Source organism: Paenibacillus polymyxa (assembly GCF_001719045.1).
GTDB classification, from domain to species: Bacteria; Bacillota; Bacilli; order Paenibacillales; family Paenibacillaceae; genus Paenibacillus; species Paenibacillus polymyxa_B.
This window is the reverse complement of the sequence record NZ_CP015423.1, coordinates 266,377-283,842: the sequence shown is the minus strand read 5'-3', so window position 1 is coordinate 283,842 and position 17,466 is coordinate 266,377. Positions and strand designations below refer to the sequence as shown.

21 protein-coding genes are annotated in these 17,466 nt (G+C 42.6%); all 21 read left to right on the top strand.

The features are described 5' to 3' along the window. Positions 1 to 246 precede the first annotated feature (246 nt). The gene (locus AOU00_RS27530; RefSeq protein WP_069289725.1) at positions 247 to 1,536 is read left to right on the top strand and encodes a terminase small subunit; all 1,290 of its coding nucleotides are present in this window, start codon (positions 247 to 249) and stop codon (positions 1,534 to 1,536) included. After that, positions 1,472 to 2,929: a DEAD/DEAH box helicase family protein gene (locus tag AOU00_RS01320; protein WP_069289724.1), complete on the top strand. Its 1,458-nt coding sequence runs from the start codon at positions 1,472 to 1,474 to the stop codon at positions 2,927 to 2,929. Before AOU00_RS27530 ends, AOU00_RS01320 begins: the two co-directional genes overlap by 65 nt. 29 nt (positions 2,930 to 2,958) lie before the next feature. Continuing rightward, a complete protein-coding gene (locus AOU00_RS01315; RefSeq protein ID WP_081330667.1) occupies positions 2,959 to 3,306 on the top strand; it encodes an ArpU family phage packaging/lysis transcriptional regulator in 348 nt (115 codons plus the stop codon). Positions 3,307 to 3,545: 239 nt separating this feature from the next. Beyond that, positions 3,546 to 4,370 carry an ATP-grasp domain-containing protein gene (locus tag AOU00_RS01310; protein ID WP_025724050.1) on the top strand — a complete coding sequence of 275 codons (825 nt, stop codon included), beginning with the start codon at positions 3,546 to 3,548 and terminating at the stop codon, positions 4,368 to 4,370. Between the two features lie 223 nt (positions 4,371 to 4,593). Next, positions 4,594 to 4,878 carry a hypothetical protein gene (locus AOU00_RS01305; RefSeq protein WP_069289723.1) on the top strand — a complete coding sequence of 95 codons (285 nt, stop codon included), beginning with the start codon at positions 4,594 to 4,596 and terminating at the stop codon, positions 4,876 to 4,878. Between the two features lie 202 nt (positions 4,879 to 5,080). Then, on the top strand, positions 5,081 to 5,671 hold the full coding sequence (locus AOU00_RS01300) for a restriction endonuclease (RefSeq protein WP_025724052.1): 591 nt from the start codon (positions 5,081 to 5,083) through the stop codon (positions 5,669 to 5,671). A gap of 62 nt (positions 5,672 to 5,733) precedes the next feature. After that, positions 5,734 to 5,937, top strand: a complete 204-nt coding sequence (locus tag AOU00_RS01295; RefSeq protein WP_025724053.1) for a hypothetical protein — start codon at positions 5,734 to 5,736, stop codon at positions 5,935 to 5,937. A gap of 305 nt (positions 5,938 to 6,242) precedes the next feature. Next, positions 6,243 to 8,669, top strand: a complete 2,427-nt coding sequence (locus AOU00_RS01290) for an S-layer homology domain-containing protein (RefSeq protein ID WP_069289722.1) — start codon at positions 6,243 to 6,245, stop codon at positions 8,667 to 8,669. A gap of 191 nt (positions 8,670 to 8,860) precedes the next feature. Further along, positions 8,861 to 10,339 carry a hypothetical protein gene (locus tag AOU00_RS01285; RefSeq protein WP_069289721.1) on the top strand — a complete coding sequence of 493 codons (1,479 nt, stop codon included), beginning with the start codon at positions 8,861 to 8,863 and terminating at the stop codon, positions 10,337 to 10,339. A 6-nt stretch (positions 10,340 to 10,345) separates the two neighbouring features. Beyond that, positions 10,346 to 11,656: a hypothetical protein gene (locus AOU00_RS01280; RefSeq protein WP_069289720.1), complete on the top strand. Its 1,311-nt coding sequence runs from the start codon at positions 10,346 to 10,348 to the stop codon at positions 11,654 to 11,656. A 2-nt stretch (positions 11,657 to 11,658) separates the two neighbouring features. Beyond that, a complete protein-coding gene (locus AOU00_RS01275; protein ID WP_025724057.1) occupies positions 11,659 to 12,039 on the top strand; it encodes a head decoration protein in 381 nt (126 codons plus the stop codon). Between the two features lie 15 nt (positions 12,040 to 12,054). Continuing rightward, on the top strand, positions 12,055 to 13,068 hold the full coding sequence (locus AOU00_RS01270) for a major capsid protein (RefSeq protein WP_069289719.1): 1,014 nt from the start codon (positions 12,055 to 12,057) through the stop codon (positions 13,066 to 13,068). Between the two features lie 17 nt (positions 13,069 to 13,085). Next, the gene (locus AOU00_RS01265; RefSeq protein ID WP_069289718.1) at positions 13,086 to 13,475 is read left to right on the top strand and encodes a hypothetical protein; all 390 of its coding nucleotides are present in this window, start codon (positions 13,086 to 13,088) and stop codon (positions 13,473 to 13,475) included. After that, entirely contained in the window at positions 13,465 to 13,899 is a 435-nt protein-coding gene (locus tag AOU00_RS01260) for a hypothetical protein (RefSeq protein WP_069289717.1), read from the top strand. Before AOU00_RS01265 ends, AOU00_RS01260 begins: the two co-directional genes overlap by 11 nt. Then, positions 13,899 to 14,474 carry a hypothetical protein gene (locus tag AOU00_RS01255; protein WP_069289716.1) on the top strand — a complete coding sequence of 192 codons (576 nt, stop codon included), beginning with the start codon at positions 13,899 to 13,901 and terminating at the stop codon, positions 14,472 to 14,474. The genes AOU00_RS01260 and AOU00_RS01255 overlap by 1 nt, the downstream gene beginning before the upstream one ends. Then, positions 14,471 to 15,049, top strand: a complete 579-nt coding sequence (locus tag AOU00_RS01250) for a hypothetical protein (RefSeq protein WP_069289715.1) — start codon at positions 14,471 to 14,473, stop codon at positions 15,047 to 15,049. The genes AOU00_RS01255 and AOU00_RS01250 overlap by 4 nt, the downstream gene beginning before the upstream one ends. Next, complete coding sequence (locus tag AOU00_RS01245) at positions 15,046 to 15,480, top strand: hypothetical protein (RefSeq protein WP_069289714.1); 435 nt, start codon at positions 15,046 to 15,048, stop codon at positions 15,478 to 15,480. Before AOU00_RS01250 ends, AOU00_RS01245 begins: the two co-directional genes overlap by 4 nt. 10 nt (positions 15,481 to 15,490) lie before the next feature. Further along, positions 15,491 to 15,937, top strand: coding sequence for a hypothetical protein (locus AOU00_RS01240; RefSeq protein WP_069289713.1), 447 nt, complete (start codon positions 15,491 to 15,493; stop codon positions 15,935 to 15,937). A gap of 46 nt (positions 15,938 to 15,983) precedes the next feature. Continuing rightward, on the top strand, positions 15,984 to 16,769 hold the full coding sequence (locus tag AOU00_RS01235; protein ID WP_061829308.1) for a hypothetical protein: 786 nt from the start codon (positions 15,984 to 15,986) through the stop codon (positions 16,767 to 16,769). A 59-nt stretch (positions 16,770 to 16,828) separates the two neighbouring features. Further along, positions 16,829 to 17,170: a hypothetical protein gene (locus AOU00_RS01230; RefSeq protein WP_014599920.1), complete on the top strand. Its 342-nt coding sequence runs from the start codon at positions 16,829 to 16,831 to the stop codon at positions 17,168 to 17,170. 130 nt (positions 17,171 to 17,300) lie between these two features. Further along, a complete protein-coding gene (locus tag AOU00_RS26485; protein ID WP_172828247.1) occupies positions 17,301 to 17,444 on the top strand; it encodes a hypothetical protein in 144 nt (47 codons plus the stop codon). Positions 17,445 to 17,466: the final 22 nt, after the last annotated feature.

Here is a 17,466-nt window from a genome sequence, read left to right as displayed (position 1 = left end):
CACCGCCTTTTATTTAGATGAATCTCTGTGGGTTTTTCACCACTACTTTGAAATAATTCCCAAGTAAATTCTATCACTTTTATAAATTAAAAAACACTAAATACGTAGTAAACGTGAACCGAGAAGATGATACATTATACATATAGTAAATTCATCTACAACAGCGTCTAATAAGGCGTTTTTTCTTCGTTCAGGAAACTTTTCCTTAGCTTCAGATACATTATCAAAAGGGGTGAATAATAAGATATGGGACGAAAGAGAGATCCGAAACGGGACGAAGCATTTGATTTATACAAAGCCAGTTCCGGCAAAATACGTCTCACAGAAATAGCCTCTCAACTTAGTGTATCTGAAGGTACGGTAAGAGGATGGAAGGCTAAAGATAAGTGGGAGAGTTTGATTGTTGGGGAAGGAAAACATACGGAACGTTCTAATGAAAATGAAACTAATCAAAAAAAGGAACCTCCAAATAAAGATGAAGAACCAACATCATATTCGGATGAGCTTTTTCTAAAAGCTGTCCAAATTATAGCCGAGGCCAAACAAGCCTCGGTTTCTTTATTGCAGAGAAGAATGAGGATAGGTTATAGCAGCGCGGCCCGACTGATTGATGAAATGGAGCGGCGTAAATTCGTTGGTACATATCAAGGTGATAAGCCAAGAGAGGTATATGCTACCCTGCTAACAGTTGATGCGCTCTCTAAAGAGCTAAAAGACGCTGCTCCAGAAATACGGAACGTTCCGAAAAAAATACCGGAACGCTCCGGTAATATGGAACGTTCCAAAAAAGTACAGAGCGTTCCAGCGACTGTTGAAGAACCTGAACCGGAAATTCCCGATGAGGACGGATTAACGCCTAAGCAAAGGATATTCACTTATGAATACCTTCGAGACTTCAATGCTACCAGGTCAGCGATTGCGGCGGGATACAGTAAGAAAACCGCCTATCAAATTGGTTTCGCTCTGTTGAAGAAAGTTGAAATTCAAAACATTATTCGACAGCATAAGGAATCCATGATCCACGAGGTGGGGTTGAATGCACAACGTGTGCTGATGGAATATATGAAGATCGCTTTTGCAGACATTACTGATTACGTAGAGTTTGGTCAAAAGGAAGAAGATATTCTAGGACTGGAAGGTGAGCCAGTCTTTGATCCAGACACTGGAGACACTAAGAAGTACAGATATAATTTTGTAGCTTTCAAAAATAGTGATGAAATTGATGGGACTCTGGTTTCAGAGGTGAAGCAGGGCAAGGATGGTGTAAGTGTTAAACTACACGATAAAACTAAGGCTTTGGACGTACTGACTAAATACATGGATCTGCTCCCAGACAAACATAAACGGATGCTTGAGGACGAAAAACTTAAGATTCAGCGTGAGAAACTTGAACTCGAAAGGGCCAAGGTTACGGGAGAAGGCAATACAGAGGATGATCTAATTGACGATTGGGTAGAGGCGGTGGTAGGTGATGAAACAGAAGGATTCACCGGAGACGAAACGGAGGCTTCAAGCATTCAAGAAACGGATTCCTGAGTATCGCAAGAATCCCACATTGTTCTGCCAAGAGATGCTTAAGTTCTATCCTGATGATTGGCAGGCAAGCACTCTAATGGATTTAGCTAATAATCCGCGCGTTTCAGTACGTTCAGGTCAAGGCGTAGGAAAAACTGGGCTGGAAGCTGCAACAGCCCTTTGGTTTCTGTCCTGCTTCCCTTATCCAAAAGTGATTTGTACAGCTCCTACAAGACAGCAGCTACATGACGTGTTATGGGCTGAGATAAATAAATGGCAGTCCAAAAGCCCAGTGCTGAAAAGAATCCTTAAATGGACTAAAACCAAAATCTACATGAAGAACTACGAGGAACGCTGGTTCGCTACAGCTCGTACAGCTACCAAGCCTGAGAATATGCAAGGCTTTCACGAGGACTACATGCTATTTATTGTGGATGAGGCATCGGGTGTTGCTGATCCAATCATGGAAGCCATTTTAGGTACTCTGTCGGGTGAGTTCAATAAAATATTGATGTGCGGCAACCCGACAAAAACGTCGGGTGTTTTTTATGATTCGCACAATAAGGACAGAGCGGATTATAAGACACGCAAGGTTTCATGCTTGGACAGTCCAAGAACAAGCAAGGATAATATCGCTATGCTCAAGCGTAAGTATGGTGAAGGCAGTGATGTATGGAGAGTCCGGGTTGAAGGTGAATTCCCCCGTGGAGAATCGGATACATTTATTTCGTTGGAAGTGGCTGAATTTGCAGCTAAAGAAGTGAAGCTGGACCCCAGCGGAGATACGCTAACCATAGGCGTTGACGTTGCACGATTTGGTGATGATGAAACCTCAATGTTTGCTGGTATAGGGCCAAGAGTTGTAGGAGAACACCATCATTTCAAGAAAGACACAATGGTTACTGCTGGTTGGGTAATCAGCCTGGCTAAAGAGCTACATAAAGCTCATCCATATTTAAATCGAATCAGAATAAGAGTAGATGATAGCGGTGTAGGTGGAGGAGTAACGGATCGACTAAATGAAATCGTAGCTGAAGAAGGGCTACCATATGAGATCATTCCAATTAACAATGGCTCTTCTTCTTTAGATGAGCACTATGGGAACCTGGTTACTGAAATGTGGGCATCCATAAAGGAACAATTAGAACAGAATATGAGCAATTTTATAAATGGAGATGTGAGCGTTCTGCAATTGCCTGATGATGATGTTCTTATAACCCAACTTACAGCACGTAAATGGAACATGACCAGTAAAGGGAAAATACTGCTTGAAAGTAAGAAAGATATGAAAAGGCGTGGGCTTAAGTCTCCAGACAGAGCTGACGCTTTTGTTTTGACATTCGGAGAATATTTAATGGAACCAGATACACATATTATGCTTCCTTCAATAGGTAGTGTGGCAGTAAAAAGATAATGTGGTAGAGCGGTTTTATAAGATAAAAGATAGCGGTTGCACAGGAGTATTCATATAGAGAGCATCAACCCACCAATACGATCAGCAAGCAGACGGAGGAAATCGCCATATTCAATGTGGACAAGGAAGCAAAGTTTCAAGCAAAGGATGAGCTACTGGAACTGGCGATGAGTAAACTTTCCAGCATTCAACGTGAGGTTATCCAGCGGAGTTACCTGGACAATGAGGGAGAGTTTGACTATATCATTGCGGGGGAACTGCACATGAGTGATCGCAGGTTAAGAGAGATTAAACAGGCAGCACTGGACACACTTGCCGGAATGCTCCGCTTAACCGTCCTTGTTGAAAACTCAGTTCCAGCCAGCTCAGTCGTGTAAAAAGGGGTTCCGGTTTTTTGCCAGAATCTTGCCGTTTTGTTGCCGTTCGTTAGACTTTTTACGTGATATATTTGTACTGTGGAAATCGGGCGAGAATGAAGCGCACGGCCGCAAAAGGCGGCACATGACCGGGCGTTCCTCTTTTGCCTTTTCTTTGTTTTCTTTGAATAGGAGATTAGCATCGTATAATATGTTAAGAATGAGTTAATAAAATTAATACGAAAGTTAGGTGCTCCTACGTGAAGAAGTTGTTATTTGTAACAGACCTTTACTATCCAGCTAAAGGTAGGAACTATTATGAAGAAGACCTCTACCTCACTTCCCAACTTAGAGAAGAGTTTGATTTGGTAATTTGCCATCCGGAGGATATAGAGAGCTTCGAGGATGTTATCGATTTAATCGTCTTTCGAAATGCAGGCCCTGTTGCGAACTTTAAAGAAAAGTATGAAGCTTTTCGAAAAAGAATAGTGGGCAAGGGATTAAATACTTACAATTCATTTAATGGCAAGGCAGATATGAATGGAAAAGAGTATTTGCTTGAGTTAACAAACGCGAATTTCCCTGTCATACCTACAATAGATTCCATTGAAAATATTAAACATCTACCCAATGTTGAAGACTTCATTGTTAAACCAAAAGATGGTGCCGATTCCATTGGCATGAAGCGTATTTCTCAAGCGGAAGTAACTAATGAAATAGATAATGAGAACCATAGTATCCTGGTCCAGCCGTTTATTCCTTTTGAATACGAAGTATCATTTTACTTCATTGACAAGAACTTTCAATATGCAATGAATGCGCCTGATAAAGATAAACGCTGGGAATTGAAAGAATATGCACCAACTGAACAAGACTTGTCCTTTGCTCAAAAATTCATTGATTGGAATAACCTTGATTGTGGTATTCAACGTGTTGATGCATGTCGTACACCTTCGGGAGAACTATTATTAGTTGAATTGGAGGATTTAAATCCTTATCTTTCTCTTTTGGAGTTATCTCCTGAGACACGCGATAATTTTGTTAGTAACATGAAAGATTCATTAAGAAAAGCCTTAAAAGTTTAATGTTTTGATAAGGAGCCTGATAATGGGTTCCTTTTTTGTTGACTGCTATTTGATTGGAAATTGACCGTTTTATGAACTGCTACTGGACTTTTCATGTGGTAAATTTATAGCATGGAAAATCAAATAAGGAACACACCTTAGCTTTTGAGCCTCGGTGATCAGGTCGGCCAATGTGCCGGCCTTTTTTGATTTCTCTATAAAACCATATTAGGAGGAAATGAATATGTCTACAGAAGCAAGCGCAGTAAGAAACGGTGGGTACGCATATTTGGATCGGTTTAGAATCTTGCACATTGAAAGTACACAGGAAGCAGCAGAGTCTAAGAGCGAGTACAGTACCGCCATTAAATTTGAAGGCCAACACGCATACGATCATCCAGTTATCCCAGCAAGTGGCGACGAGTACGAGCAGCTCGCAGTAACCGTGCATGCTGATGGCAGCCTGACGGAAAAGGACGGATACACCATTCCAGCTCACGTTAAGGCAGCAGCTCTGGCGCTCAAGTAATTAAGCATGACCCCACATTGCTCCCCGGATCATTCCGGGGCTTTACGGCACGCGCAGGCGGCAAGGAACCAGTTAACCAGCGGAAACATGAAACAGCCTGGTCAGAACCCTTGCGCGGTTCAATTCCGCAGCGTGCTTTCCTTCTACCTATTAATTCCAATCACTTTATTGACGATATATACAGAATAAGGGGGAATTATTAATGGCTAGAAGACGGAGAAGAAAGCAGAAAAATTCTATTGAAGAGGCTATTGCAGGGATTGCGCTAATAGCCCCGTTTTTCTTTATCTACTCAGTTACGGGTTCAATCGGTGCCTCTGTTTTTGCATCTTTTGTAGCAGTAGCAATGGTCATAGCATTTATCTTTTATCGTCAAATGGCTGCTGCAACAAGGCTACGTAATTCTGGAATTGCTGAAATTGATAAAATGGATGGTCATCAATTCGAAAAATATTTAGGACATCTGTTCAGAGCTCAAGGATACAAAGCTGAGGTTACACAAGCTTCTGGAGATTACGGTGCCGATCTGGTTCTTACAAAAAACGGTCAGCGTATCGTAGTTCAGGCGAAACGGTACAGTAAAAATGTTGGGCTTAAAGCGGTTCAGGAGGTTTACGGTGCGGTAGCACATTACCGTGCATCTTCAGCATGGGTCGTGACAAATAGCGATTACACTGAGCAAGCATACAGACTAGCAAGATCCAATAACGTTCGCTTGATTAACCGAGAGCAGCTTATTGAAATGATTATGCAGGTTAAACAAAAGAATTCTGTAACCAGGAAAGCAGGATAAAAAGCGAGAAAGGGAGTGGATATATAATTTTGGAATTAGACAAAAACTAGGGAGGAATCTTTTTGAATGTTTTTGAAGGTGCAAATGTAGATATGTGGGGTGCTGTAGGAGGAAACAAGCTATTAATATTTATTTTAGCCTCAGTCTTTTGGTGTGTAGTATGCATTCCCATTAAAAAAATACTTGGAAAAAGATTAACTGGAATCCTAGCAAGTGTAGGTGTTCTGGTTATTTTATATTATTGGGCTAAGCTGTTTCTCAATTAGGAGCAACCTTCGGGGGCTCTTTTTTTGATTTTGTAGGATTGAATGTATGTCTTAAGCTTTACTTCTGTTTATGAACGAAATGTGTAAGGAGTTCAGGGAAGGCATGTACGCGTTTCGTGATCATGTTGACTGGTATACGAATATACGTCTTCCTTTTGATATTTATTCAAGAAAAATCCTCTTATGAATTAAAAAGTAGTGACATCATCGATTAATCTTGTAATAATAGGTAAGTGATTCTATATACCTAAAATATTAGGTACATAGTCTTGGTTTAACACTACATAAATGAGAGGACAAAAAAGATGAAGAAGTGGGTTAATGTTTTCACGGCTGGAATTTTAGCGACCTCTGTATGGGCTAGCCCCATATTCGCAGCCGATAGTTCACACCAAGTAACAAAGGAAGAAAGTTCTACTGTATCTCAACCTTATGGGGATATGGTGAACCATTGGGCAACGGATAACGTTACAAAATGGAGCCACCGAGGTGTGGTTTCAGGTGTAGAAAACGCTCGTTTTGAACCGAATCGTCCGATTACGAGAAGTGAATGGGCTGCTTTACTAAATCGTGCATTTCAAATTCAGCCAGGACAAGCAGCATCTTTTACCGATGTGAATAAAGATGATTGGTTTGCTTCAACCGTTACTGATGCAGTTTATGCTGGATATATGAAAGGATTTGAAGATGGTAGCTTTCGTCCTACGCAAGTATTGAGTAGAGAAGAAGCGGCTGTTACTGTAAACCAATTACTTCAGATCTCTTCTTCTGATACCAATAAAACCTTTAAAGATAGCACATCACTGCACAATTGGTCCCAAAAGGCCGTTAATGCTGTAGTTGCAGCCGGTATTATTGAGGGTTACCAGAATGGTACATTTCAGCCACAAAAATCGTTGACTCGTGCTGAGGCGGTTACGATTCTTGATCGTGCTGTTAATCATTTTGGTGCTTGGTATGGAGAATCAGGAACATATGGGCCTTCGACTGGACTCGACAAGCAGGCAGGCAATGTTATCATCAACACAACGGGTGTAACGCTTCAAAATACGGAAATCGCGGGTGATTTAATTATCGGGAAAGCCGTCGGGAACGGCGACGTATTCTTGAAAAATGTTAAAATTCACGGTCAAACCTACGTTTACGGCGGTGGAGAGCATAGCGTTCATCTGAACAATTCTATGCTGGTTAGCATCATTGTAAACAAAGTGGATGGAACTGTTCGTTTGGTGGCAGAAGGAGCAACGTCCATTAGCGAAGTAAAAATCAAGACGGGCGCAGCCCTCGATGTCTCACAAGGAGCAAGTGTTGATCGAGTTACTCTAACAAATGAGCTCCCCGCAAAATCTAATGTGAGCCTTACAGGTTATTTTCACACTGTGAATGTAGAAGCATTCGCTATTAATGTAAATATCCCAAATGGACAGATTGATGCATTAAACGTAGCTGATAACGCTACGGGTACAACCATAGATACAGCAAAAGAGTCTTCTATTCTCTCGTTAGTTCTTAATGCTGCTGCCAAAGTAATAGGATTAGGTTCTGTTGATAAAGCCGTAGTTAATGCTGAAAATGTTTCTTTTCAAACAAAACCTAAATCTCTGACAAATGGCGACAAGGTAAGTAGTGATGTTAAAGTCACAATAGGCGATTCGTCAAAAACTTTGGGATTACAGGGGCCAACAACATCAGGTGGCGGTGGGGGTTCTTCTAGTAACTCTAATGAATTCGATAATTCCAAAAAAGATGATCATAAAAAAAGTGACGACAAGAAAGATGATACACCTCAAGCACCAGAGCATAATGGGGGCGCTAACATTTCTGTTCCTAAAAAAATAGTAACAGTCGGAGAGTCCGTTTATTTTACTAGCTCTTATGATGGCACTGCTTACTTTTCAAGTGAATTCATAGATTACCGTAATCTCCAATCCCTTGAGTTGGGTGTCGAAAGCGGCGAGGTTTTGAAAATGGAGGTTCCGGCTAATAAAACCGTCAGTTTCGCGACATATGATATTAATCATTGGAATTATCCCAAAAACTATGAGTTTGATCTGACGGTTTATGACAAAAATAGTAACTTTCATAGCAAGGAAATAACGGTTTTGGATGAGAACGAGCCTCTGGATCAGTCACCGATATTTGTACAATATCCTGAAAGAAAGGATAGACTTGATCAATTCTCTTTTGATTATAATCGCTTATTACAGCTTGCGGACGGGAAGACAACAGAAGATATCGTTCAGTGGTCTGTTGGTGACAGTCCTTTTACGCCTTTCACAAAGGAAAATGGGACTGTAAGAGTTGAGGACAATAAAGTCTTTATATTGCCTAAACATTTGGAGGATCGGTTGGTTTATAATTTCCGTTTAGTCACAGACGCTGTGGTTACATCCAATGGTGAATTCAATAAAGAATTTCAGACCTGGGGAAATAGAAGAACGGTCAGAATTACAATGATTCAACCTATCGGGGATATATTAAAGGTTAAAAAAGGAGGCGATATTACATTCTCTCTTTCAGATGTTTCAGAAGTGTATCTGCTAAATACATTTGTTTGGGGAGGCCAAGGTAACTACGACGATTTGGTCGCAGAAAACTGGGGTAAAAAGATAATTGTTACGGATGATGAAGTAAATAAACCAGTTATTATTTCTACAGGCGAGTTGCCGCCCGGAAAGTATAAACTTGATGTTTGGGATGGACAATACTTGGATCTGGAAATTGTAGAATAAAACGTAATGCCGTAGGTACGTGGACTAAGCATTACGATATTATAAGTGGTCAGGAAACTTTTCCTGACCACTTTTTTGTTCCAATATTCCGCATTAAAAAAAGATATATGTAAGCATAATGCCTATCCTCTCGAAAATCAGTAGTAAATCCGAATAAAAAGGATGTTATCCTTTATTCATAGAAGTTTGCAATGAAAGGCGGTGAAATCTTGAAATGGTATCATAGAGCTGTATATTCATTTGCTAATGCTGTTCTTCCAACAGCGGTAAAGCGTCAGATGATGGGTGTGGGCAGAGCATCAGTACCTAATAACGCTAACCCGTGGGGTATATTTAACTGGCTGCCTAAAAAACATCAGCACGCTCATAATATTGACCTTACTAAGTTGCAGAGCTACACGGCAGAGGAGTTACTTGAACTTCTAATATCTGTTCATCCAGACGTATCCTATGCTCTATACACATACTTACGTATGGGAGATACCGAATTAACATTTACAGCTAAGAAGCCAAACGGAAATGCAGATAAGGGCGGACAACGGGTACTGGATGAACTCAAAGCTATGCTTAATACACCGCTACCTTCGCCGGGATACCAGCATGGAAGGTCATTAGGTAAACTAGACACGATCCAGCGGATGATGATCATGGTTCGCGGAGCTTGTGCTGGGGAAGTAGTACTGAATGAGCGATGTAACGATGTAATTGATATCGTCCCGGTTGATCCGGCTCTAATTTGGTTCCGAAGGCAACCGGATACCAACCGGCTCACGCCGTGGCAATATGTCAAGAACCCACGAAGGAACGCGAATGAAGAGTGGTTTGGCAATTACAAAAAGATCGATACACCAACATTCATATATGAAGAGTTTGATCCGATGGCTGATGATCCTTATGGACGAACGCCCATGCTTCCAGTGCTGCAAGTAGTTTTCTTCCACCTCCAAGTGCTGGCTGATCTAAAAGCAGTAGTGCACAACCAAGGATATCCACGGCTTGATATCTCCATGTTGGAAGAAATCATGCTGAAGAATATGCCGAACAACTTGAAAAGTAATCCCGATGGTCAACAGAAATGGCTCAAAGAGCGAATGGAAGAGATGATAAACCATTTCAACTCACTCAATCCAGACGATGCCCTTGTCCACTGGGATACTGTAAAAGTCGAATATCTCAAAGGCGGTAATTCAGGGCCGATGATTGATATTAAAAAGCTCATCGATATTATTGATACCCAAATGGCGACTTCACTCAAGACGCTGCTCACCATCCTTTCCAGGCATCAAGGATCAACCGAAACATACAGTTCAATTGACACTCAAATATATATCAAAAATGTAGAGTCCGCGCGGAGCGTAACCAAACGTTTCTGGCAGCGGGCTTTTTCGTTGTCCGCAAGAGTAAAAGGGACTCAAACAAAAGTTGAAGCTGACTACCTCCCCATTGATCTACGCTCTGAAAATGAGATTGAACGTGACCGACGTTCAAAGATCGATAACTACATCACAGCGGAGAAGAATTTCTACATCACACCGTTGGAAGCTGCTGAGGAAATACGTTGGACTCTTGGTATTAATGCCAAAGTTCCGGCTGAGTTACTCCCGCTGCTTATGAAAAAGCTTGAATCTGATTCAAATAAAGTACAGACTCCACCAGAAGGAGGTGAATAAAACATTATGGCAAAACCTACACAGGAACAACTGGCAAAGATCAATCAAAAAGCATTAGTCCCATTGACCGATGAACAAACTCATGTGTTTCAAGCGAGAATCATTGGAACCAAGCGTATTGATAAGTACAAAATGAAGATTACCCCAAACTTCCTACGTAAAATGGCTGATCAAGTTAAAGAGGGAGTAGCCTTGCTGGTTGACCATCCGTGGCAGAAGTGGGAAGCCTTATCTTTCCCGTATGGCAGAACTTTTGACAGCCGAATTATCGAAGAGGGAGGGGAACTGGAACTTTACGGTGATCATTACATGGCAAAAGGGCTAGAAGCTAATGGGATCTCAACGGATCAACTGGCTACCGGTATTGATTCAGGAACTATCTTTGATACCTCGGCAGGGTTTGTTACTACGAAGCATACGTGTAGCATTTGTGGCAGTGATTATTATGGTTCCTCAGCATGTTCACACATTCGTGGGCAAACGTACGATGACAAAGAATGTCTTGTTCTCGCGGATGATGGATATATCATGGAAAACTCCATTGTATTTGATGGAGGATATGAAGGTGCTGGAATAACACGTGAATCTCTGTCGGTGAAACAACATGCTGAAGCTGAGCAGCAGCGACAAACTGAATACGAACCATTACCTTTAGATGCGAAATCGCTTGATGGCGATGAACGCGTCTTTTATTTTTTCAGCAACAAAGGCGGTATGAATGCTTTTGTATCTAAGCAGCATCAAACAAAAGAACAGGCCGAGACACTGGCCCAAGGAGATGACACTGTGACAGACGAACAAAAAGCTGCTGCTTTGGCAGCACAACAAACACAAGCTACTGCATTGGCAGCGGCTAATAATGTACTCGGACAAATCCGGGCGGCGCTAAGTGTGGAGAATGATACTGAAATTTTGAGCAGACTGACATCGTTGAGCGCCCAGGCCGCTGATGGAGCAACATATAAGGTGAAGGTCACTGAACAAGCATGTGGAGCTGGTATCCGCGCTCTTGGTGAAGCCTTTAATGTAGAAGCTATGAAAACGGCATTTTCTCATTTGCCGGTATCTGAAATTGAAAAGATTGGAGCAACGTATGAAGCACAGGCACAAGCTGCTTTGGGCGGTGGTGGTCGCCATACACAAGGTGACGATGTAAACCTTCCTGAGGGAGCGCTGAATGGAACACCACCAACTAACTCACAAAATAATGATGGTGGCGAGAAAACGCCAGAACAACTTAAAGCATTGGCTCGTGAAGAAGCTCGGGCGGCACTTAAGAATACAGGCAGAGGTAATCTGCTGAAGGAGGATAAATAATTATGATGCAATCTCAGTATAATGGTGCTCCTGGTCCCGGTCAGGTTATTACTCAAGAGTTTACGGAGGTTCTAGCATCTACCGACCTTCAAGCTAAACTACCAGGAGGGATTTTGCTAAAACAAGGGCAAGGAATACTGAAAAAAGGTACGGTTATCGGCAAGATAACAGCAGCAGGAGCGGATAAGGATAAAGCGGTAGCTTATAGTTCCGCAGCAACCAACGGCTCCGAAGTGGCTTTGTGCATCCTTGATAATGATCATGACACAACACTTTCTGATATCGGCGCATCTGCGTGGATTGCAGGTGTTTTTGATTCATCCAAATTGACTGGCTTAGATGCAGCAGCTAAAACAGCGCTGAAGCTTTGCTACTTTGTATAAGGGGGATAAACATACATGGCAAACGTACTTGATCCATATTTCCTTACGGAAGTCGTCCAGAACATTCGGACGGATATTAACAGTTTTCGCGGGGCTCAACTACTGACAAATGGCGTTGACTTCAAACCTGAACTTGGACTCACCATCGAATATGACGTTACTTATGACGACACGGGGATGACACCTGCTACTGGGCTGAATGATCCTTCACCAATTCATACGTCTCCTGTGGTGAAACATATGAACTTCACGAACCAGGAATGGAGAGAAAAGTCCATTATTGATCGTGAAAAGATTGCCACTTTGAGAAAGCCAGGTAATAACTTGCAGCAACAGTGGGCAGAGGAGTATATGGTAGATCAACTGGTCAACTTGAATATGCGGCTTGAGACACGTTTTGAGTGGATGCGTTGGCAGTCCCTGACCGGCAACCTTATCGTTCCAGCAACAGCAAACAAACCTGCCAGAACGATTGATTACGGCGTCCCTGCCACTAACAAGCCAACGGCAGATGTGCTCTGGAGCAATACGGCAACCGCTGATCCGCTGAAAAACTTGGATGAGTGGCTCCTTCTATTCCGGGGAAGTGGTGCAAGAGGAGTTAAGATTCTGGCCAATAAAAAGGTAGACAGCTACATGAAGCAAAATGAGAAAATTCGCGAATTGATTAGATACACATATGGCAAGGATGTTGTAACTGATGGCTCACTTTCTGAAATTGTCAGCCAAAATTTGAGCGGGCTTCAGTATGAAGTTTACGATGGTGGCTACATTGATGATACCGGGACGTTCTACCCGTTTATTCCTGACAATGCCGTAATTATCATCGGTCAAGGCATGACAGGCTCCATTATGGATCTTGTTACAAGTCCAAATAACTATGAGGATATTTTTACAGGCCATACTGGGAAATTTGCTCTCACCAAACTGATTCAAGGTGACCCTGATCAATGGCAAGTCATCAATGGTGCGACTGTGCTGCCGCGGCTGAAATACGTCAACTGGCATATCTTCGCTACAGTGGCGTAAGGGGGAGAACTCAATTTATGACAACTGTAAAAGTATTGGTTGATGCTGTTGGACAATACAATGCCGGGGACATCGTAACAGATGCCCCTGACGGTCTTGTAGATATCGCAAAGAAAGAAATTCGTAATGCGGCAACCGGACAATTGCTTGCGGAAATTGTAGATGGTAACGGGGCTGTTGATGGTTCTCCTTCAGAACGGGAGTTGCAACTTCAGGCCGAATTAGAACAGTCTAAAGCGCGAGAAGCGGAATTACTTGAGCAAATTGATATTCTTCAGTCTGATGGTGAGTTGAAAGAATTGAAAGCCTCAGCTAAGGAATTAAAAATACCCGGATACACCAAAATGAGTATTGAAGAATTGAAACAGGCTATCAGTGCTGCTGGCGGTGCAGCAGATGGCAAATAAGATACTCATTACAGAAACATATCATGAAGAAATTAGAGGGCGTCTAGGCGTTGGTGAGGATGTAATATCCGATGCTGACATAGACGCTCTTTCTGTTTTGCCCATTGGAGAATCGAGGATTGTAAAAGCCGTTCCTGATTATGCTGAGTTAACTGGTGATGATCAAACTTATGTGTATGCAGCAGCCGTTTGTATGGTTGCTGCCATACTGGCCCCTTCCATGACAGCGAGAATCAAGAAGTCTAAAAAGGACTTTGACTTCTCTTTTGAAAATCAGGTTGTTGATTGGAAAAAGTACGCTGTTCAGCTTGTTGATGAAGCCTATGAGTTTATCGAGTCCATATCAACAGTACAGCATGGGACAGATGTTCCGGTATTCGGTGTAGCTGGGCCGACCCGGGCGAGAGAAAGGCGGCGTCACTAATGTTTAAAGACTTCGCTCATAGGCATTCACCTTGTACTGTCAATGGTGAGCCCGATGTCGTTATATTGTCTAGGGAAACGAAAGCCACAACGGTTATCGGAAAAGAGTATATGTACAATGGTTTGTTTTCTTCGAAATCATCTGTAAAGCCGGGAGATATAGTTCAGAACGAATCGTCTTATTTGGTACAGACTCTACGTACAACAACTGAGAAGGACAAGTACTGCTCTCTGATTAAAACGAATGCTTTAATCGAGGTGCAAAGATACCAGCAAGCTTATGATGCCAACGATAACCCTATAGGTGGTCCTGACTTTGTATCTGTTGCTGCTGATATTGTGTGCTTTGCACAGTATGTCACAGCACAATTGCGGCAACAGGAGCCGGGCTTGCTGCCGAGTACCGTGTTTATCTTGCAGTTACAGACGACAGTCGATGTAAGAGACCCTCAAGACTCAAGTCTATCCGCGCCTGACCGGATTGTAATGGGCGGGAAGACATACCAGGTAGATGTGGTAGATAAGATCAAGTACCCTAATCTGCTATACGTTCAGCTTTCGGAGGACCGTCGATGATTACGGGCTATGATGCAGCGCGGGCCGCAAAGGATCTGGAGAATAAATTGGCTGTTGAGATTACCGGATTAACAAAGTTGGTCATGCTTACGGCTAAAAGCGGCATACGGTATTATCCGGCAGTTCGGGACCACTTGGAAATGCACATGTTTGTGCTAGCGAATCAGATGATTTCAGGCGACATTACAGCGCATTACTGGCAAGTATGGCTTGAGCAATTCGGTAAAGGCTCCAAGATGGCAGACAGTAGCCAAAATCCCGGCTTAATAACCTACATGAACAGCGAAGCATGGAACCGACTGAGATCCAAAGGTGATCGTATCATTGTTGGTCGCTCAAGAGGGAAGTACCGGGCGATTGACGGAACCATGAAGGAATCAGGTGGGGGCTATGCTGGGGTGGACTTGGAGGAACTTGCGGAGCGCGGTGACATCGATCCTTCATTCAGGGCCACACCGCCAACCTACTTTTTGCGTATTGCAATTCAGTCTAACCGGAAACGTATTCTGGATGGCATTAGCCGTGTAATAACTGAGTTTCCGTATCACAGATACTTCAAGGAGGTGAGGGAGTGAGCCTACAACTTATTGATGCTGTTCAGAATGCTTTGAAAGCAGATTCGGAACTTATGAGCATGCTGAAGCTTACTCCTTCATCACCCTCTGCTGATGTCGTAAAGCGATTTACGAAAGGCATGGAGCCTGAGATAACGGTTACTAAGGATACAGTTCCACATATCTGCCAATATGTCATGCCGGGACGATATGCCACTAATCCACTGGTGTTCGAAGGTAAGTTCTGTATCGACTTTTACGGTAAGACAGCATATGAAGCAAAGCTTCTATTTGAAAGAGCATTCAAAACATTGCACGAAAAAAGGTTGTTTGCACAGGGGTTTATGTCCTATCTTTGTGTGCTATCCTATGACTCAGATTTTGCTACTGGCATCCAAGGGGCCAAGGGGTACAAAGCAATTTTCGATGTTGATTACTTGAGAATGAATTGAGGTGAGCAGAATGGCAGAAGCAGCTGTATGGAAAGCAACCGGGAGATCCGGTGATCATAATGGAATTAACCACGTTGAATATGAGCTGCTGGATTCAACACAAAAGCGAGTTTCTTTGGCTAAAACCAACATATCCAGTATTGAAAAAGATGGGGTTAAAATTGAACCGGATGATCAGGAAACTCTATGGTTTAGCGAAGCAAATGCAACCAAGAAGTACAAATTTAATGTTGTCACTCTTGCTGGTACAACTTATGAAGCCGAATTGAATTGGACTCAACCTAATCCTCCTAAACCAGAACCTACCGAGTGGGATACGCTGATTGCTGAAAAAATCACGCTTGCTAAAGGATTGGGTATTATGGGTGTTTGGAATCCGAAAGAGGGCTACAAGCTCACTAAAGAGTACGGACGAATTGCGGAGATTGATAAGCGTTTATGGGAACTGGTCAAATAATCTGATCGGTTCTTTTTGTATTCACACATAAGGAGGATGAAACTATATGCAACCTTTAGTATTTGATGGCGTGGGGTCAGCGCAGGTTTATGAAGAAGGCGGAAGGCTCAAGTTTCTAGACGACAAAATCACTAAAGTAACTTTACAATTACAGTTTGATTGGGACAAAGTAATGGGCGGCGATAGTGGATATGCATTCCACTATACTGCTAAGGATTTAGGGGATAAAGCCTCTATGGAGGTTCCTCGTTATTCAGACATCCTCGCTGAGTTGTCTCAAGGGGCCGAATCAGAAAAAGGTACGGTTCAATTTGACGAAGTGGAGCAAGGATTCTTGACTGCTACGGATGGTTATCAGCTAAAAGCGCCTTCAAAGTATAGCGGAACTTTTGTCGCTAAGAGTGACCGTGTGTATTTAAAAGATACTGCCTCAGGAGAACTCACTGAACTGACTCGTGTAGCATCTGCTCCAACAGCAGAACAGTATGTAATTACCGAGGGTAAAATTACATCTGATGTTGCAAACGAAGGGAAGTTAATAACCGTTACGTTCAAATGGTCAAAAGAGAATGCTACAAGAAGTAGCTTAAGTGGTAAACGCCGTCCGAAACCATTTAAACTGGTACACCGCTTTTCCTTAACCGATGATCGGAACGGTAAAGAAGTCCCTTGCCAGCTCACTATTTGGAAGGCTCTCGGGGGCGGGACTTTGGACGTGTCCCAAGAGCGCAAAAAGCCAACCACCAATACATTGGCGCTGGAGATTATGGAGCCGGATATCACGCCAGAGAATCCTAATGGATATGCAGTAGAAATCATTTTCGGTATCTAATCAATACTAAACCCCCTATCGTTCAGGTAGGGGGTTACATACATTGAGGAGGAAATTTAATGAGTACAGACAAACAGTTGGATAAAACTCTTAATATAGGTTCAGAAATTCGGTTGGCAGAGGGCATCAAAAAGCATGTGAAGATCGGGACTATTGCATTGATCCGTCAGGTTCGTGAAGAAATGGATGGTGTAGTACACAAGTTTTCCTTTTCGATAGGCCGGAAAAAATGGGAGGCTACCGAAGACCGGGAAGCAGTTGACTGGCCTAAAGTGGAGGAAATGTACAAAAAGGTGTTTAATCTCGTGCTGGTTGAGGAAATAACGGAAAAAGAGTACGAACTGATTGACCAGGACGGTATTGCAGTACTGGATGATTTGTTAGACCGATTTCTATTCTGAGTCGTTTCCTCCAGATGAAGAGTCAGAACAGGAGGAGTCTAACCCTGTCGAGGATGAGCATGAAACGGACTGGTTAGAACTTTGGGCTTTATGTGTGAGCAATGGTATTTCTGATTCGGAGTGGCCTAATATGACTATTCCAAAAATTAGAGCGCTCATGAAGGCTAAGAACAGAAACCGGGAATTTGAAATCATTCTTCACGGTGGCAATGTTGAAAACAAAAAGCCGAAGAAGGTTAAGACATTATCTGATCTTGGTTTCTTCACCAAGTAAATTAAGAGGCATCCGCAATCAT

Excerpts from the sequence above, each read along its gene's own strand:
- AOU00_RS01320 (WP_069289724.1), top strand. The coding sequence starts at position 1,472 with ATGAAACAGAAGGATTCACCGGAGACGAAACGGAGGCTTCAAGCATTC.
- AOU00_RS01270 (WP_069289719.1), top strand. The coding sequence starts at position 12,055 with ATGGCAAACGTACTTGATCCATATTTCCTTACGGAAGTCGTCCAGAAC.
- AOU00_RS01235 (WP_061829308.1), top strand. The coding sequence starts at position 15,984 with ATGCAACCTTTAGTATTTGATGGCGTGGGGTCAGCGCAGGTTTATGAA.
- AOU00_RS01260 (WP_069289717.1), top strand. The coding sequence starts at position 13,465 with ATGGCAAATAAGATACTCATTACAGAAACATATCATGAAGAAATTAGA.
- AOU00_RS01280 (WP_069289720.1), top strand. The coding sequence starts at position 10,346 with ATGGCAAAACCTACACAGGAACAACTGGCAAAGATCAATCAAAAAGCA.
- AOU00_RS01255 (WP_069289716.1), top strand. The coding sequence starts at position 13,899 with ATGTTTAAAGACTTCGCTCATAGGCATTCACCTTGTACTGTCAATGGT.
- AOU00_RS01275 (WP_025724057.1), top strand. The coding sequence starts at position 11,659 with ATGATGCAATCTCAGTATAATGGTGCTCCTGGTCCCGGTCAGGTTATT.
- AOU00_RS01265 (WP_069289718.1), top strand. The coding sequence starts at position 13,086 with ATGACAACTGTAAAAGTATTGGTTGATGCTGTTGGACAATACAATGCC.
- AOU00_RS01230 (WP_014599920.1), top strand. The coding sequence starts at position 16,829 with ATGAGTACAGACAAACAGTTGGATAAAACTCTTAATATAGGTTCAGAA.
- AOU00_RS27530 (WP_069289725.1), top strand. The coding sequence starts at position 247 with ATGGGACGAAAGAGAGATCCGAAACGGGACGAAGCATTTGATTTATAC.
- AOU00_RS01285 (WP_069289721.1), top strand. The coding sequence starts at position 8,861 with ATGAAAGGCGGTGAAATCTTGAAATGGTATCATAGAGCTGTATATTCA.
- AOU00_RS01290 (WP_069289722.1), top strand. The coding sequence starts at position 6,243 with ATGAAGAAGTGGGTTAATGTTTTCACGGCTGGAATTTTAGCGACCTCT.
- AOU00_RS01250 (WP_069289715.1), top strand. The coding sequence starts at position 14,471 with ATGATTACGGGCTATGATGCAGCGCGGGCCGCAAAGGATCTGGAGAAT.
- AOU00_RS01305 (WP_069289723.1), top strand. The coding sequence starts at position 4,594 with ATGTCTACAGAAGCAAGCGCAGTAAGAAACGGTGGGTACGCATATTTG.
- AOU00_RS01300 (WP_025724052.1), top strand. The coding sequence starts at position 5,081 with ATGGCTAGAAGACGGAGAAGAAAGCAGAAAAATTCTATTGAAGAGGCT.
- AOU00_RS01240 (WP_069289713.1), top strand. The coding sequence starts at position 15,491 with ATGGCAGAAGCAGCTGTATGGAAAGCAACCGGGAGATCCGGTGATCAT.
- AOU00_RS26485 (WP_172828247.1), top strand. The coding sequence starts at position 17,301 with ATGACTATTCCAAAAATTAGAGCGCTCATGAAGGCTAAGAACAGAAAC.